We start from the raw sequence: 16,173 nt of genomic DNA on the forward strand, positions 1-16,173 counted from the left end.
CTGACGTTACCCGCGTCAGGTCCTCCGCAATCGGCCCGGAATCACCGGCGCCGGGCGTCCGATCAGATACCCCTGCACGTAGTCGACGCCCAGTTCACGCAGCATCCGCAGGGTGGCCTCGTCCTGCACGAACTCGGCGACGGTGTGTATGCCGTACGCCTGGCAGACCTGCACCAGCGCCCGCACCAGCACCTGGTCCTGTGGATTGTCGACCAGATCGACGACGTACTCCCCGTCGATCTTGACCAGGTCGATCGGGAAGAGCCGCAGGTAGCGGAAGGACGCATAGCCCGACCCGAAGTCGTCGAGAGCCAGGCCGCAGCCCAGGTCACGGACCCGGTCGGCGAACCGGCGGGCCTCGCTGAGGTTGCCGATCAGCGCGGTCTCGGTGATCTCGAAGGTGAGCTGCGCCGGGTCGACCCGGTAGCGGTCCAGCAGCTTCTCCACCTCGTTGGTGAGGCGGGGATCACCGACCGAGCGGCCGGAGAGGTTGACCTGCAGGCACAGTCCAGGCTGCTCGGCGGCAAGGCGCATGGCCCGCTCCACCACCCACAGGTCGATGTCGAAAATCGCGTCGAGCCGTTCGGCGGTGTCCAGCACCTGGATCGGCGACTGCGGGCCGTCGGTCTCGTCGAGCACGCGTAACAGCAGCTCGTGGCGGGTGACCTTGTTGCTCTGCAGCTCCAGGATCGGCTGCGAATAGAGCGTGAACCGGTCGGTGCCGAGCGCGTCGGCGACCCTGGTGCGGTAGGAGCCCTGCCGGTCGCGGACCGGCACCGGGTGCGCGACCAGGGTGAGCGCGCGGTCCGCCTCCCGGGACTGCCGCCAGGCCTGCTCGGCGTCGATCAGCAGGCCGTGGCTGCCGGCTTCGGCGTCGCGCTCGAACCTGACCAGACCGCCCCAGCAGTGGGCCTGCTCACCCAGCGCCGCGACCAGATCGCGCGCCTGCTCGCGGGCGGCGCGCCAGGTGGTACGGGCGAGCAGCACGGCGATCTCGTTCGGCCCGACCCGCCCGACCAGGTGCTCGGGGCGCGCCTTCTCCTCGACCAGCCGGGCCGCGCGGTGCAGCAGGTCGGCGTTGTGGTCGGGGCGGACCCCCTCGGCGGTGTCACCGGACTGGACCCGGACCACCAGCAGGGCCCCGCCTGCGCCGCGCAGCGCCCGGTCGACCTCGTCGGCGAACCGGGCCCGGATCAGCAGGCCGGTCGCCGGGTCGGGCTCGACCAGGGAGGCCTGCACGGTCTCGCCTCGCCGGGTGAGCCGGGCCGACTCGCGGCGGGCCCGCTCGCGCGCCGAGACGTCGCGGACCGTGCCGCGGATCCCGCGGACCGCGCCGTCCGGGCCGGCCATCGGCTCGATGCTGCAGTCGACGTCGAACCAGCCTCCGTCCGCACGCATCAGCCGTACCGTGGTGTGCACGGTGTTCTGGCTGGTCCAGGCCTCGGTGATGGCGCCGAGCGCCTTGGCGTGGTCGTCGCGGTGCACATGGCGGGCGAGGATCTGCCGGGTCTTGCCCTTCTCGGCGGGCAGGCGGCCGACCATCGCGGAGAACGCGGGCGACCAGACGAGCTGATCACCGGCCGCGGTGTAGGTGAACCACGCCGTCCGTTCGTCGGCGGGCTGCCGGGGCTCCGGGAGTGCGTGCGGCGGCGCGGGAGTCAGGCGCTCCCGTTCTTCGGGCACCGTCATATGCCGCCACCTCCCCCCTTGCGCACGGTCGCTCCCCCCGCCACCAGACCCCTCACCTATTACGACCTGTCACCGGGCCGTAGTAACAGTGGACGCAAGCGTCAAACTTTTGCCGAATCCGTAAGCAAGGCCAGGAGCTGCGAATTATCGCCCATCCAGAGGGACGAAACAACCGAATGGACGACCTCGTTCCCTTACATTTCCGTCGAAATACCCTTCGTTGCTCCATGACAGACAGTCACTACGTGTATTTGCGGTGGAACCTTACGCATTTCCCTACCCCGTTGCCACCGTCCACATGCACTCAACGCATCCGTCGATGCGCTTTGCGTGACGCTCCGACCGGCTAGACGGGAGTGATCTCCAGCTCATCGAGCCGCTGCCAGACCGGGCGCATCGCCACCTCCGGCTCCCGGGCGAAGACGCTGCCCCGGATGCGCACGAACACGCAGTTGCCGACCCGCTCCAGCACCGACTGCCGTCGCATGTCACTCTCCCACTGTTCCGGGCCCTGGTAGGCGTCGCCGTCGCACTCGATCGCGAGCCGCCGGCCGTCCGGTGCGTTCAGCACGAAATCGATGCGATATCCGCCGATCCGAAACTGCGGAACCGGCCGATAACCCCGGCCCACCAGCAACTTCAAAACCTCACGCTCGAAGTCGCTCTCGCAATGCGCGGAGGGATCGGTCGCCGCGGTCTCGGCGGGCAGATCTATGGCGTACGAGAGAAGCCGCCCCCTGGCATCATCGGCGAGAAGCGCCCCCGGCCGGACCGAGTGGAAGATCCAGAGCTGGTCGCGGGCACGGGACGCCGCCACGTTGATCCGCCGGTGGTAGTCGCGCTTGGTGAACGCCGCGATCCGCGGATCGTTCTCCGACACGACCATCGACACCAGCACCACGTCGCGCTCGTCACCCTGGAACGTGTACGCGTCACCGACCCGCAGCCGGCGGGCCTGGATCTCGTCCTCGCCGATCGCCTCCCGCAGCTGCTCCAGCAGCCACCCGGCCTGCCCGCTGCTGCTCAGCAGACTGATCACGCCAAGCGTCCGCCCGTCGTACCGGGGATCCGCCACGATCTTGGTGACCCGCTCGACCAGGGCGGCGGCCTCCTCCAGGTTCACGTCGCCGTACCCGGCCAGCGGCTTGCGCACGCCGTCCGCGCAGTGCACGGTCTGGATCGGGGGCAGCGCCGGCCGGTCCGCCCGCAACGGCCGGATCTTGCCGTCGTAGTAGTGCCGCGACGAGAACTCGATGATCTGCGGCACGCACCGGAAGTGCTCGGTCAGCAGGATCCGCTCGGGCGAACGGCGGACCGCGTGGTCGTACAGCGACGACTCCGGGTCGAAGTGCTCGGCCGACGGTACGCCGGTCAGATGCCGCTTGATCAGCCCGTTGACCGCGCCCACGAAGCCAAGCTGCGGGCCGATCTGCTGGTCGTCGCCGACCACCACGGCCCGTTCGGCCAGCGACAGCACCGGCAGAGCGAACAGGTCCGCCTGCGACGCCTCATCGACGATCACCACGTCGAACCGGGCGCCACCGGCGAACTGCTCGATCGCCCGGTCCACCGACATGACCCAGACCGGCACCGCGGTGACCGCCGACTCCATCGCCCGCTGCGCGTGGGCCTGCCAGGTCGCCGCGTTCCGCCCGGTCCCCTTGCCGATCTTGCGCAGAGCCGTGGTCCAGTCGGCCAGCGCGGCCCGCCGCCGGTCGTCGAGCGCCCGGGACACCTCCAGCCACGCCGAGGCCACCACCAGTTCGCTGGTCAGCCGGCGGATCCGATCACGTGCCCGCTCGACCCGGCGGGCCAGCACGGCCGGGTCGACGTCACCGACGACCCCGTCGAACCAGGTCTGTGCGCGCCGCCACTCCCACGCCTCGAGGCACGCCTGACCTGACACCACCGGGTGCTCGCCACCGCCGATCTGCGCGGCCCACTCCGGCGCCGCCACGGCCAGCCGACGGAAGGCCGCGTCGAATCGCATCACGTCCGGTTGCAGCAGCACCAGCCGGCGGACCTCGGCGATCGCGGCGTCCCAGTCGTCGAGCGTCTTCCACGCCTCGGCCAGGTGCGGCCACGCGGCCACCCGATCGGCGACCGCCTTCTCCACGGCCACCGTCTTCTCCAGGCCGAACACCTCGGCCACCGCCTCCAGCACCTCGGCCACCCCGGCCAGGCGTTCGGCGTCCACCGTCAGCTCCCGCTGCGGCATCAGCACCGAGATCCGGCGGGCCAGCGGCGGCCAGCGGTTCAGGTCGAAGTCGAGCGACTGGTTGGCGTCGGCGAGCAGGGTGCCCGCCCAGATCTCCGGGTCACCCCAGCCTCCGGCGGGCTCGGGTACGGCCAGCCGCTGCACCCACTCGAACCAGGCCTCGCCCAGCCGTTGACGGGCCTGCGCACGGCGTACCGCCTTCTGTGCCACATCGACGTCGGCGACGGTGCGCAGCGGCTCTCCGTCCACCCGCACCTCGTCGGCCATCCGGTACAGCCCGGCCTGCAGGATCCGATTCAGACCGCGGCCCGCCTCGAACCGCTGACGGATCTCGGCCAGCCGGGTGAGCAGCAGCTTCGGCTCGGCCAGGATCGGCTCCGGCACCACGATCCGATGCCCGGACACCTCCCTGGTCAGGGCGGCCAGCTCGGCGAACAGCGTCTCGGTGACGACCACCTGGTCGTTCCAGAGCGTGCGCCAATGCCCGTCGTCGAGCAGCCGGCCCAGCCGGTCGGTCCAGGTGCCCTCGCGCCGACGCAGCCACGACACGGCCTCGCGGAGCTCATTGAGCAGGCTCGCCATGCCGGCACGGCCCTCTACCCGTACCGCCGCCATGTCGACGCCCTGATCCGCCAACCGGGACAGGCTCTCCTCGGTCCGGGCCATCCTCTCCCGCCCTGCCGCCGCCGTGGCGGCATCCGGAAGATCGGAGATCTCCGGGAGGGGCCGCATCGCCGCGGCCCGATCCTCCGGCGCCAGCCGGGAGGCCAGTTTCAGAAGGGTCGCGAACTCCTCGATGGTCAGCGGCGCCGGGCTTGCGATCGGGTCCGGAATGCCACCGTGGGCCGCCGCGCGCTCCCGCAACCAGGCGCCGACCTCGGCGGGAAGAAGGGCAACCCCACCTATCTGGTACGTCTGAGCTTCGCTTTCGGCGATCAGCCGCAGTCCCGCCATCGCGGCGGTCAGCTCGCGCTCCGCCTCCTCGAGGTTGCGGGTGAGCCGGTCCACCCGGCGCTCCTCGGCGTCGGCGTCCAGCGTCGCCGCCCGGTCGGAGAGCTCACGTGCCGCCAGCTGCAGCTGCACCAGCTGGTCCGTGGTCCGTCCGAGCACCGCGAGACAGAGCGGCTGCACCTCCTCGGGCAGGCCGTCGCGCAGCACCCGGAGCGGCTCCTCCTTCTGCGCGACCACCAGCACCCGCTTGCCGTTCGCCATCAGATGGCAGATCAGGTTGCGGATCGTGTGCGTCTTGCCGGTGCCGGGCGGGCCCTGCACGGCCACGTTGCGGTGGTGCGCCAGACGCCGGGCGATCGACTCCTGCGCCTCGTTGGTCGGCAGCGGCATGAGCAGTCGCTCGCCCACCCGCTCCCAGGTCTCCGGCTTGTCGTCGGGCATCAGCAGGCGACTCGGCTCGTGCGCCACGATCGCGGCCAGCGAGCCGACACCGCCGAGCTCGCCGCCGTTCAGCCGGTCACGCATGCTCTCCAGGAAGCCACGCAGCTGGCGCTGCCGGGGGCGGGCGAAGAGGACCGCGACATCCCTGATGAACGTCTCGGCGACCGGCTTCCCGGCGGCCGCCTGCCCGGTGCCCGGCTTCTCAGCGCCCGCCTTCTCAGCGCCCGGCTTCTCGGTGCCCGGCTTCTCGGTGCCCGGCTTCTCGTCATCGGCGGCGATCACGTTCCGGTCGAAACCGAGCCGGGTCAGGGCACGCTCGAACAGCTCACGGCGGTCGACGTCGTTCCACAGATCGACCTCGACCGAGCCACCCGGACCGGTCAGCGCGGACAACTGGGCGAGATGACGCTCGTCCAGCCCGGCGAGCGCCTCGGCCTGCAGCCGGGACGGACCGGCCGGGGAGACCGAGATCAGCGCGCGGTCGGCGTCGTACTCGATCAGCACCGGGGTCGCGACCAGGGGATACCGGACGCGGACGCCGTCGATCGACGTCTCCAGGATCCCGTGCCCCCAGACCAGCTCCGTCGTGGCGGCGGCCATGTCGATCTGGTGCATCCGGTCGAAGAGCCGTCGGTGCAGCTCGCGGGTCTGCTCGGTGACAGTGCTCAGCCGCGACCAGGGCCGCCAGACCTCGTCCCGCCAGGTCGCGAAGTCCTCCCCCGTCTCACTCCCCGCCTCGGCCTCCGGCTGCGGCTCCGCGTCGGCCGTCACCTCGCCGCGCAGGCGGCGGCGCAGAGCGGCGGGCACCGGCGCCGGGCCGGGCATCTCCGGCCGGCCGACCCGCAACCAGGACGAGCCGTCGGCACCCGGACCGGCCTGGCAGTCCGGATGTGCGGGCAGCGCATGCAGCCAGTGGGCGTCGGCGGGCACGACGCGGGCCGGGCGCTCCATCTGGGCCCGGACGGCGAGCAGATAGTCGGCGACCGCCACGGCCCGGTCCCGGATCGTCGTGGGCGATTCCCGCTGCTCGGCCATCTTCCGGAGTGTAGGGCCTGTCTCGTCGATCTCGTGCAGGCCAGGCGTGGTCCGGACGTCCTCTCCGCTCGGGGCGGCGCATCCGCCCGGGATACCGCTATGGTGTCGCCGCTGATCTTGCATCGATGATCCTGGGGCTATACGTGACACAAGGCTGGGCGGAGATGGACGGAAACGGGAACTACTGGCCCGCGCAGCCACCGGGACTGCCGCCGGCGTTCTATCCCACGCCGGCTGATCCGCTGGTCAGCCCGGACTTCGCGGGATGGTGGCGGCGATCCTTCGCGCTGGTCCGGCGCATCTGGAAACCCGCGCTGACCCTGCAGGCGATCCTCGTCGTGCCGATGGCCGCCCTGCTCATCCCCTCCCAGCTGATGCTCGCCGAACAGCAGGAGAACCTGCAGGAGGCGGCCGTCGCGCGGCCCGGCGACATCGCGCCCCTGGCCGACGCGCTGACGGTCGGGTTCGCCTCCCTCGGCATGACCTTCGCCGTGCTCCTCATCTCCACGGTCGCCACCTCGATCACCGCCCGGATGGTCGTGCGCGCCGCCACCGGTCAGCCGGTCGGCCTCAAGGCCGCCGCCGCGTCGGCGCTGCGCCGGGTCCACGCCGTGATCGGCTGGCAGATCGTCGGCCTTCTCCTGGCCGGCCTCTCCGTACTGGCCTGTGTGCTGCCGGTGATCTACGTCGCCGCGGTGATCGCGATCCTCCCGGTCGTGGCCACCCTGGAACGCGGCACCGGGGTCGGGCGGTGCTTCGCCCTCTTCAACGCCGACCTGGGTACGTCAGTGTCCCGCGTCGCCACGATCCTCGGCCTCAACATCGGTGCCTCCCTGGCACTCGGCGTCGTCAGCGTCGCCCTGGAGATCATCGTCGGCGGAACCGCCGGCAACGTGGCGGGGAGCGTGCTCAACGCCCTGTACTACCTTCCGGCAGGGGTGATCCTCCCGCCACTGCTCGTCACCGCCTACGCCGACATGCGTGCCCGGCGCGAACCCTTCTCCACCGCCTACCTCGCCCCGGCCCCTGCCCCGACCCCTCAGCAGACCTGAAACCGCCCCTGCCCGACCCCTCAGCAGGCCCGGCCCGCCCCGAACCCCTCAGCAGGCCCGGCCCGCCCCCAACCCTCAGCAGGCCCGGCCCGCCCCCAACCCTCAGCAGGCCCGGCCCGCCCCCAACCCTCAGCCGGCCCGGCCCGCCCCCAACCCGACGCCTCAGCAGGCCTGATCCGCCCCCAACCCGACGCCTCAGCAGGCCTGATCCGCCCCCGCCCCCAACGCCTCAGCAGGCCCGGTCCTGCCCCGACGCCTCAGCAGGCCTGATCCGCCCCCGCCCCCAACGCCTCAGCAGGTTCGATCCGTCCCCGCCCCCTCAGCAGGCCCAATCCGGCCCCGGCCTTGGTCCCAGCCGCCCGGAAAATCCGGGGCCGGAGCGCAAGTTCGTCACCAGCACCACAACCACGGAATTCCACCGCGACCACCTGGTTCAGGCACGGCTCGCGAATCTGGTCCAGGAGCGCCTCCGGGGCCAGGTTCCCGGCTACCTAAGTGCCTCCACTCGCACACACCCACAGATCTCGGACGATCGTCGCCGCCAGCCAGATCTTGTGAGGTTGTGGTCGCTGGAACGGCGTAACCGCACAAGATCGCCCGCCGCTTCGCCGCTCCGCCTTCTTGGCGGCAGATCTAGTGAGGTTCAGGTCGAGATGGCGGCCGAACCCCACAAGATCTGCCCCACCGATGGCGGCCCGGCGCGGGGCGGCCCGGCGCGGGGCGGCCCGGCGCGGGGCGGCCCGGCGCGGGGCGGCCCGGCGCGGGGCGGCGGGGTGGCAGGTCGGGTCGGGGGCGGGCACCCGGCCACCCCGCGCCGCAACCATTTGACAGCGACCCACACAGATCTCGTGCGCGGCTCGTCGCCCTCTTCGGTTCTCCAGCCAGCCTCCCCGGCGACCATCAGCATCCAAGGTCCGCGGCGGCATCGCAGTAGGCCAGCCCTTTGGCGCGTCGCCGCACACCACGAGCGCCGCCACGCGGAAGGGCACCACCTCCTGGCACGCCGCCACACCATGGGCGCCGCCACGCCGGAGGACACCACCCCTTGGCACGCCGCCACACCATGGGCGCCGCCACGCCGGAGGACACCACCCCTTGGCACGCCGCCACACCACGAGCGCCGCCACGCCGGAGGACACCACCCCTTGGCACGCCGCCACACCACGAGCGCCGCCACGCCGCCGAAGGGCACCGCTTCCTGGCGCGCCGGCGGCCCCTCGACAGCACCATGCCCGCTCGCGCCGTTGCGAGCGGGCATGGTGCTGTCGAGGGCTTCCCGGCCTGCGGCCACTCAGGGAAGTCGAGCGTCTTCCTGCCAGCCGGTTCTCACGGGAACTGCATGCGACGCGGGCGCGGGATCACCGGCGGCGGCAGCGGCAGGTCGTCCAGATGACTCCAGCTCAGCGTGCCGTTGTCAGTGGACTTGATCTCTCCGAGGCAGGCGCGGAGCAGGCCCAGGTTGGGCGCACCCGCGTAGCCCGCGATGATCACCTCGGGTTTCGGTGCGATTCTCGCGACGGCGGCGCAGATCTTGGCGACCTCCCGCTCGTCGACCGCGTCCAGGGGCAGCGGCGCCTCCACCGGGGAGCGGCGCCACGGCGGCCCGAACCGGCGCAGCAACTCGCGGGCGAGACGGCCGAACGAGCGGCCGACCTCGGCGTCGCGCATGGAGACCCGGGCGGACTGGCCGTAACACCAGGGCACCACCACATGGCCGTTGATCAGAACCAGCTGATAGACCGACCGCGGAACGCTGATGATCTCGGCGCCCGGGAGCGTACCCAGGAAGAGCACGAGCTCCTCGTATGGAAGTGCCCACCGGGGATTCGCCAGTACCCGCTCCATGGTCTGGGTCATGGCCGGATGAGCGTGAACTTCACGGTCGATCGCCGTGCTCAACGCCTCCGGCACCCGTGTCCACAGTTCGTCGGCGACCTTGTCGCCGAACTGCTCGATAAGCCAATCACTCGGACCGACGAGAACGTCTGGACGCATTCCCCACCACCACCGTCCGTGATGCCGACGTCACTGCTGGCTAGAAGAGTTGCACTTCCAATGATCGACTGGAAGAGGGAAGAACGAGATCACAACAACAACCATGAATGAAATCGAACATGTCGATCAATGCGCAGCCACAACGGCGGAGCAGCGGGGCAGCGAGAGCCAAAAGATGCAACTTGCGCGCCCGGCCACAGGCGCAACTTGCACGACCGATTCGCTATTCGCGGGTACTCCATATTGAAGCCGAGAGTTATTTCCAAGTGGTGACAGGCGGGCAAACAACGCTTCACAGACCGTGATCAAATACCACGTCACCTGCGGCTCCGGCTGTCGCCGGGGCGACTCTCAGAGGGCCTGGCGTCACATGAGAGAGCTGAAATGAATTACAGTACGCGCGTCCCTTTTCATCTCCGCGACCCAAGAGGGCCTCCGCACGAGGACCTGACCCCACAGAGACGCCAGTCAAGTGTCAGATACCCGTCAGATCAATCCGAGAGATGCCGAGGTCGTCAGGCAAACGCTCTCCTGGGAGGAGGCTGAGGGTGGACTCTTCAGGACTAATCGGATCCGACGGTTTTTGCCTGCTTTGGTGGTATTCACGCTGGCTTCCCAATCTGGAGCGTTTCAAACCTCGCGTGGGGTAGATTTTCGGCCGCCTCAAGAATCAGAGGATCGATTTCGGCCGCACTATTTGACGCGTCGCCAATTAAGGTTGAAATGGCAACCACATCTGCTGATCCTCGGCGTAGGGCGTGATGTTCTCCGGAAACCACACCGGGCCCTTACCGCCTTCAGCGACGCCGAGCAGGAAGTCGTAACCGCGCACGAGCGCGACCGGCACCGGCGACGCCCGGGCCAGCTCGGTGAACAGTGTTCGAGCTTCGGCCAGCTGTCTCCCGCGGTCACCGATGGTGATGCCCAGGTCGAGCACCAGCGGGAAGACGTCGAGGAAGGACGGCTCGCCGGGACCGGCCAGTTCGTTGGCGCGCAGCTCCCCGCCTACCGCCCCGCCGCCCGGCAGCGGCCGGGACAGGAAGGTCTCACCCCGCCCGCCCCGGATGACCGCCATGCCGATCGCCGGAGCGATCGCGGCGGCGAACTCAGGCGGACTGTGCCGGGAATGGAAGTAGACGTGTTCTTGAGTGGACATCAGACATTGATCCTCTCCGCTGGGGCGCCTGTGCCGAAGTGGGGTTAGGGGCAAAGTGCTCCAGGCGTCGTCCGACCGAACGCCGTCTGGACTCGAAGCAAGGCAGCGCACGCCGGCTGAGCTCGTCCGGCACGTGAGCGGCTGGGATCGGAGTGAGGCAAGGACCGGGCGTCGTCCGGCCTCACCCGCCTGGACCACGTCCGTCCGCGGCTCGGCTGGACCACGTCCCTCCGGCCGCACCCGGCTGGACCACATCCGTCTGGCCGCACCCGGCTGGACCACATCCGTCTGGCCGCACCCGGCTGGACCACATCCGTCCGGCCGCGTCCCGGCTGGGCCACGCCGGCGCCCCGTCTACCACAGCGATGCAGAAACTAGCGATGCACCACGTCGTTCCGCCGCCGGGCCTGAAGCAGACCCGCCAGCCTCTCGCTCCTTGCCAGCAGCTGCCGCAGGCTGCTGATGAGGGCCTTCAACCATCGACTGATCCGAGCCGCCCAGAAGGCGCAGAGCGTCGCGACCCGCACCACCACCGCGGGAGCGCCCACGCCGCCCGTGGCGACCAGTTCGGCGGCACTCGTGATCAACCGGCCCACCACCGTTTCGACGGCGTCACGGATCATCAGCCGCACCGCGCCGGCCAGTCCGCCGCCCTCCTCGGTGATGGAGGCCGACGTACCGGCGGCGACACCGAGGGTCCGCAGCTCGCCGGTCCGGCGAGCGATCCACGCCCGGTACGCCTCCTCGGCCACCCCGTTCCAGCCGGGCACCTCCGCACCGACGGCCCGGGCCAGTTCCTCGGCCTCGGCCGAGAGCCGGCCGGCCACGTCACGCAGGCTCCAAGCGTGGGCGGCGATCCCGGCCGGGTCGCCGGCCAGCCAGTCGAGCGGCTCGGAAAGCGGCCGGACGTGCTCGATCAACCAGTCCACGCCGAGTCGCCCCAGGTCGCCGAGCGGGTCAGCCGTCAAGGACAGTCCGTCGAGCGCACCGGCCGCGTCGGCCAGCGCGCCGTCGATCCACTCGCGCCCCCGCACGCCGTCGGCGATCCCGCCCACATCCCCCGCGATCGCGATCTCGGCCCAGGCCTCCGAGATCATGGCGAGTCCCGACCGGCCCAAGAGGCGGCGGTGAGGCCGTCCCGTAAGACGGCGGTCCGGCCGTCGTCGGCGGTCTGGAAGGCGGCAGCACGTCGTTCGTCGGCGGCACGGTAGTCCCGGGCGGTCGTCCGCAGGCGGTCCCCGGTGTCGTACAGCCCCTCCGCGGCGGCGACGATGCCGGCGGCCAATGCGTCCTGGAGGTCACCGAGCCCTGGCGGAACCATCGAGCAGAGCCGGCCGTAGGCTCCCGGCCCGGCACGGACGGCCTGACCCCGCCTGCCCGCGGCGGCCACCCGGCCGGCGATCTCGTCGACGGTCCGGGCGTGTGCCGTCAGCTCGGCGTGATCGACCCGGACGACCTCAGACACGGCCGTCACCACCCGGGGCCAGGCGGTCGGTGAACGACTCGACGACCGCTCGGCCGGTGGCCGTGCCCGGCCCCATCGCCTCGGTGGTCGCGGCCGTCACCGCGGTGAGCAGAGCGCCACGCGCGATCCGCACGGTGGCCAGGATCTCCCGTGCGGTGACCGCGGCGGGCCGCTGCCGCACGGCTTCGGCGAGGTCGAGTCCGGTCAGGTCGCCACGCGCCCCGACCGTGACGGTGACCAGCCCGTCGGGGCTGCGGGCGGTCTCGCTGAGCCGTGCCAGCCGTGACTCCAGGGCGCGTGCCCGGGCGGCTCGCTCCTCGATCGCGCCACGCCACTCGTCGATCAGCCGCTCGGCGTCGCCCAGGCTTCCTCCGTCGAACATGCCCGCCTCCTCCATCCACCGTGATGACTTCGCGGCAGACGGTAGCGAGAACGACGGCAGCCTGGGGAAGGCCTGTGGATAACTACTCTCCGTGTACGCCCAACGTGTCCCAGGAGGAGCGGAAACGGTCCGGCGGCAGGTGCCATTCCCGCAGCACAGCAAGCAGTTCGGCCTCGTCGGCAGCCAGTGCGCGACGAAGGCGTACCGCTCCCAGATCGTGATCGTGGCCTTCCAAGCGGTCGGCTTCGAACTCCCAGTGCGCCACCACGAATCCGGCTCCTCCGGGGACGATGTGCACGAACGACCAGCGGTCGGGGCGAGAAGCCGGGACGCGTACGCCCAGCCGCCGGCCCACCCGGAGCGCGGTCAGCTCCGCGACCGGCCAATCCCATTCGCGCTCGCCCATGATTCCACCGACGCTACCGTCCGCGGTGTCGGAACGGATTCGGTCAGGGGCGGGCGCTACCGTGCCGGGGTGAGTTCCCACGCGCTCGTCAGCCCGGCCGAGGAGGCCGCGACCGTCATCGCCGCCGTCCTCCACGACCTCACCCACGGTGATCATCGCGGGGTGGTGGTCGATTCACCGCCCGGCGCGGGCAAGTCGACGCTGGTGGTACGCGCTGCCGGCGAACTGGCCGCCACCGGCGAGCCGCTGATGATCGTGGCGCAAACCAACGAGCAGGTGGACGACCTGATCGAGCGCCTGGGCACGCGCTCACCGGAGATCGGGGTGGGCCGGCTGTCGGCCGTCGACTACGAGCCGACGCCGCGGGTCCGGGCGCATCCGGCGTGCCGGGTGGCGGCCAAGGTCGCCGATCTGGGATCACCCCCCGTCACCATCGGTACGGCGGCCAAGTGGGCCACGGTCACCGAGGGCACCTGGCCGTGGGCGATCGTCGACGAGGCGTACCAGATGAGGTCCGATGCCCTGTTGCGTGTCGCCCCGCGCTTCGCGCGCGCCCTGTTCGTCGGTGATCCCGGCCAGCTGGATCCGTTCTCCACCGTGGAGGTCGAGCGGTGGATCGGGCTGTCCTGGGATCCGATGCTGAGCGCGGTGGCGGTGCTGTTGCGGCACAACCCGGAGCTGCCGGTGCACCGGCTGCCGGTGTCCTGGCGGCTGCCCGCGTCGGCGGCTCCCGTGGTGGCCGCGGCGTTCTACCCGTTCACCGGGTTCCGGTCCGGCACCGGCCCGGGCGACCGGACGCTGGCCTTCGAGCGGCCGGCGCGCGACGCGTTCGACGCCGTCCTGGACACCGCCGCCGCCACCGGCTGGGGTCTGCACGAGCTGGCGGAGCGGTTCACCGTACGGACCGACGCGGAGGCCGCCGCGGCCTGCGCCACCCTGGCCGCCCGCGCGCTGACCAGGGACGGAACAGCCGTCTCGGAAGCCGGGACCGGACCGCTCACCGCGGATCGGATCGCCATCGGCGCCGCGCACCGGGATCAGGTCGCGGTGATCCGCTCGATGCTGCCACCGGAGGCCGCCGATGTCACCGTGGACACCGCCAACCGGCTGCAGGGCCGGGAGTACGACCTGACCGTGGTGCTGCACCCGCTCTCCGGCCGCCGCGACGCGACCGCCTTCCACCTGGAGTCGGGCCGGCTCTGCGTGCTGACCTCCCGCCACCGGCACTCCTGTGTGGTGGTGGCGCGAGCCGGGATCGCCGACTTGCTGGACGCGCACCCGTCCACCGAGCCGGTGCACCTCAACGTGCCGGTGAAGTTCCCGGACGGCTGGGAGGCGAATCAATCGATGCTCGCCCATTTATACCGACAGTGACGTTACCGTTGACGGATGATGCGCGGCCGGGTCTACCACCCGATCCTGCGGCCCCGGCGGGGCGAGTTCACCGCACTGGCACACCTGTCGGCCGACGAGGCCGATCGGGTCACGCCCATTGTGGAGCTGGAGGCGGACGGCGTCGTCCTCCCGCTGGTCCGTGAGCTCCGGCCGCGGGTACGCGCGCTCGCCGTCGACTTCGGAGAGGTGCCCGAGGCGGGCCCCGATCCGGAACCGCTCGCCGAGCGGCTGGCCACACTCGGCCTCGGCATGGTCCCGGTGTTGCGGGCTCACGAGAGCGGCCCGAGGCTGGCCGCACACGGGCGGGCGGCCCGCCTGCAGCGGCACCGTGCCGTGCTGCGTATCCGGCCGCACGCGGACGCCGGGAACCCCGCCGAGGCGGACGCCGTCACCGAGCGGGTGTTGCGCGCCTCGGCCCTCGAGCCGGGCGAGATCGACCTGCTGATCGACCTCGCCGAGACGGCGTGCCTGGCACATGCCGCCGAGGTGGAGGACCGGGCCCGCCGGGTGCTGCGCTGGGCCCGGGGCACGCCGTGGCACTCGGTGAGCGTGGCGTCCGGCGCGATGCCGCCCAACCTGGACGACCTGCCGACCGACCGTCCCATCCCGGTGGGCCGGCTCGACGCCCGGATGTGGGAACGGCTCGGCGAACCCGGCGTGGGGTACGCGGACTACGGCGTCACATCCCCGGTCCGGCGCCGCGGCGTGCAGTACCACCGTCAGCTGCCGACGCTGCGCTACACCACCGAGCGGGAGTGGTGGATCTACCGCTGGGCGCGGCGGGGCGGCCGGAGCGACGACCGGTGTCACGACCTCTGCCGGACCCTGGTCACGTCGCCGCAGTGGCCGGCCGCCGGTGCCCGGTTCTCCTGGGGTGACGCCGAGATCGCCAAACGGGCCCGGACCGCACGAGGAGCGGGGAGCTCGGCCAGCTGGATCGCATGGAGCACCTCGCACCACATCTCGCATGTGCTCCGGACATGGCCCGGGGAGGGCTGATTGTCGTACGGTTGTTCTAATGTCGCTGACGACCGCCCTGGCGTACGCCCGGCACGGCATCCCCGTCCTGCCGGTGCACACGCCTGACCGGGGTGGAGCCTGTTCCTGCGACAAAGGAGCGCGATGCGATCGTTCCGGCAAGCATCCACGCCTGCGGCACGGCCTGAGCGAGGCCTCGACCGATCCCCATCAGATCCGGTTGTGGTGGGGATTCTGGCCGCACGCGAACGTGGGCCTGCGCACCGGCGTGATCATGGACGTGGCCGACGTCGACTCGGCCGAGGGCTGGCACGGGCTTCGCCGTCTGCTCGGCGGCTACGTCCCGGCCGGACCGCAGGTGCGCACCGGCTCCGGCGGCCGCCATCTCTGGTTCCGCCCGACGGGTTACGGCAACCGGGTCCGGCTGCTGCCCGGGCTGGACTGGCGCGGCTCCGGCGGTTACGTGCTGGCCCCGCCGTCCCGGCATGCGAGCGGCGGCGACTACCGCTGGATCCGCCGGCCCGCGGTAGCACTGCCCGCCGGCCCGGCCGCGCTGGTGGAGCTGATCGCCGGGCCGCCCGCGGCTCCGGTGTCCTGGCGCCCGGTCGCTCACCCGGACCGGTATGCGGAGGCCGCTCTCGACGCGGAGGTCAGCCGGGTCGCCGACGCCGTGACCGGCACCCGCAACGACACATTGAACCGGGCGGCCTTCGCCCTGGGCCGTCTGGTCGGGGCGGGCCTGCTCGACGAGTCACAGGTGCGGTGGGAACTGACGGCCGCGGCCCGGCGCGCCGGATTGGGGCGGGCGGAGATCCGCGCCACGATCCGCTCCGGGCTGACCGCCGGACGGCGCCAGCCGTTCGAAAACCGGCCGCCACACGCGGCCTGACGGCACCGGCCAAGCCGGAGAAACCGGCCGCCAAACGCGGCCTGACGGCACCGGCACCGCTGGAGAGGCCGGCCGCCACACACGGCCTGACGGCACCGGCACCGCTGGAGAGGCCGGCCGC

12 protein-coding genes are annotated in these 16,173 nt (G+C 71.4%); 4 read left to right on the plus strand and 8 right to left on the minus strand.

From position 1 onward, the window contains the following. Positions 1-15 precede the first annotated feature (15 nt). A complete protein-coding gene (locus CLV67_RS01165; RefSeq protein WP_106315247.1) occupies positions 16-1,689 on the minus strand; it encodes an EAL domain-containing protein in 1,674 nt (557 codons plus the stop codon). 346 nt (positions 1,690-2,035) lie between these two features. After that, complete coding sequence (locus tag CLV67_RS01170; RefSeq protein WP_106315248.1) at positions 2,036-6,334, minus strand: AAA domain-containing protein; 4,299 nt, start codon at positions 6,332-6,334, stop codon at positions 2,036-2,038. A 164-nt stretch (positions 6,335-6,498) separates the two neighbouring features. Here CLV67_RS01170 and CLV67_RS01175 point away from each other — a divergent pair, with 164 nt between their 5' ends. Next, complete coding sequence (locus CLV67_RS01175) at positions 6,499-7,386, plus strand: hypothetical protein (protein ID WP_106315249.1); 888 nt, start codon at positions 6,499-6,501, stop codon at positions 7,384-7,386. Positions 7,387-8,712: 1,326 nt separating this feature from the next. Here CLV67_RS01175 and CLV67_RS01190 read toward each other — a convergent pair. The 6 genes from CLV67_RS01190 to CLV67_RS01215 form a co-directional block, all read right to left on the minus strand. After that, complete coding sequence (locus CLV67_RS01190; RefSeq protein ID WP_106315251.1) at positions 8,713-9,381, minus strand: hypothetical protein; 669 nt, start codon at positions 9,379-9,381, stop codon at positions 8,713-8,715. Positions 9,382-10,093: 712 nt separating this feature from the next. After that, positions 10,094-10,537 carry a hypothetical protein gene (locus CLV67_RS01195; RefSeq protein ID WP_106315252.1) on the minus strand — a complete coding sequence of 148 codons (444 nt, stop codon included), beginning with the start codon at positions 10,535-10,537 and terminating at the stop codon, positions 10,094-10,096. 374 nt (positions 10,538-10,911) lie between these two features. After that, positions 10,912-11,634, minus strand: coding sequence for a WXG100 family type VII secretion target (locus CLV67_RS01200; protein WP_106315253.1), 723 nt, complete (start codon positions 11,632-11,634; stop codon positions 10,912-10,914). Continuing rightward, complete coding sequence (locus CLV67_RS01205; RefSeq protein ID WP_170153716.1) at positions 11,631-12,002, minus strand: type VII secretion target; 372 nt, start codon at positions 12,000-12,002, stop codon at positions 11,631-11,633. The genes CLV67_RS01200 and CLV67_RS01205 overlap by 4 nt, the downstream gene beginning before the upstream one ends. Further along, positions 11,995-12,384, minus strand: a complete 390-nt coding sequence (locus CLV67_RS01210) for a YbaB/EbfC family nucleoid-associated protein (protein ID WP_106315708.1) — start codon at positions 12,382-12,384, stop codon at positions 11,995-11,997. Before CLV67_RS01210 ends, CLV67_RS01205 begins: the two co-directional genes overlap by 8 nt. An 82-nt stretch (positions 12,385-12,466) precedes the next feature. After that, complete coding sequence (locus tag CLV67_RS01215) at positions 12,467-12,790, minus strand: hypothetical protein (protein ID WP_106315255.1); 324 nt, start codon at positions 12,788-12,790, stop codon at positions 12,467-12,469. Between the two features lie 69 nt (positions 12,791-12,859). Between CLV67_RS01215 and CLV67_RS01220 the strand changes: the two genes are divergently transcribed. Genes CLV67_RS01220 through CLV67_RS01230 form a run of 3 tightly spaced genes read left to right on the plus strand, consistent with a single transcriptional unit; the run spans position 12,860 to position 16,052 of the window. Continuing rightward, entirely contained in the window at positions 12,860-14,164 is a 1,305-nt protein-coding gene (locus CLV67_RS01220; protein ID WP_239166153.1) for an AAA family ATPase, read from the plus strand. Between the two features lie 15 nt (positions 14,165-14,179). Further along, positions 14,180-15,184 carry a beta family protein gene (locus CLV67_RS01225; RefSeq protein WP_106315256.1) on the plus strand — a complete coding sequence of 335 codons (1,005 nt, stop codon included), beginning with the start codon at positions 14,180-14,182 and terminating at the stop codon, positions 15,182-15,184. A gap of 19 nt (positions 15,185-15,203) precedes the next feature. Then, a complete protein-coding gene (locus CLV67_RS01230) occupies positions 15,204-16,052 on the plus strand; it encodes a bifunctional DNA primase/polymerase (RefSeq protein ID WP_106315257.1) in 849 nt (282 codons plus the stop codon). Positions 16,053-16,173: the final 121 nt, after the last annotated feature.

Source organism: Actinoplanes italicus, from assembly GCF_003001815.1.
In the GTDB taxonomy this organism is placed as follows: Bacteria; Actinomycetota; Actinomycetes; order Mycobacteriales; family Micromonosporaceae; genus Actinoplanes; species Actinoplanes italicus.

Excerpts from the sequence above, each read along its gene's own strand:
- CLV67_RS01165 (WP_106315247.1), bottom strand. The coding sequence starts at position 1,689 with ATGACGGTGCCCGAAGAACGGGAGCGCCTGACTCCCGCGCCGCCGCAC.
- CLV67_RS01170 (WP_106315248.1), bottom strand. The coding sequence starts at position 6,334 with ATGGCCGAGCAGCGGGAATCGCCCACGACGATCCGGGACCGGGCCGTG.
- CLV67_RS01175 (WP_106315249.1), top strand. The coding sequence starts at position 6,499 with ATGGACGGAAACGGGAACTACTGGCCCGCGCAGCCACCGGGACTGCCG.
- CLV67_RS01190 (WP_106315251.1), bottom strand. The coding sequence starts at position 9,381 with ATGCGTCCAGACGTTCTCGTCGGTCCGAGTGATTGGCTTATCGAGCAG.
- CLV67_RS01195 (WP_106315252.1), bottom strand. The coding sequence starts at position 10,537 with ATGTCCACTCAAGAACACGTCTACTTCCATTCCCGGCACAGTCCGCCT.
- CLV67_RS01200 (WP_106315253.1), bottom strand. The coding sequence starts at position 11,634 with ATGATCTCGGAGGCCTGGGCCGAGATCGCGATCGCGGGGGATGTGGGC.
- CLV67_RS01210 (WP_106315708.1), bottom strand. The coding sequence starts at position 12,384 with ATGTTCGACGGAGGAAGCCTGGGCGACGCCGAGCGGCTGATCGACGAG.
- CLV67_RS01215 (WP_106315255.1), bottom strand. The coding sequence starts at position 12,790 with ATGGGCGAGCGCGAATGGGATTGGCCGGTCGCGGAGCTGACCGCGCTC.
- CLV67_RS01225 (WP_106315256.1), top strand. The coding sequence starts at position 14,180 with ATGATGCGCGGCCGGGTCTACCACCCGATCCTGCGGCCCCGGCGGGGC.
- CLV67_RS01230 (WP_106315257.1), top strand. The coding sequence starts at position 15,204 with ATGTCGCTGACGACCGCCCTGGCGTACGCCCGGCACGGCATCCCCGTC.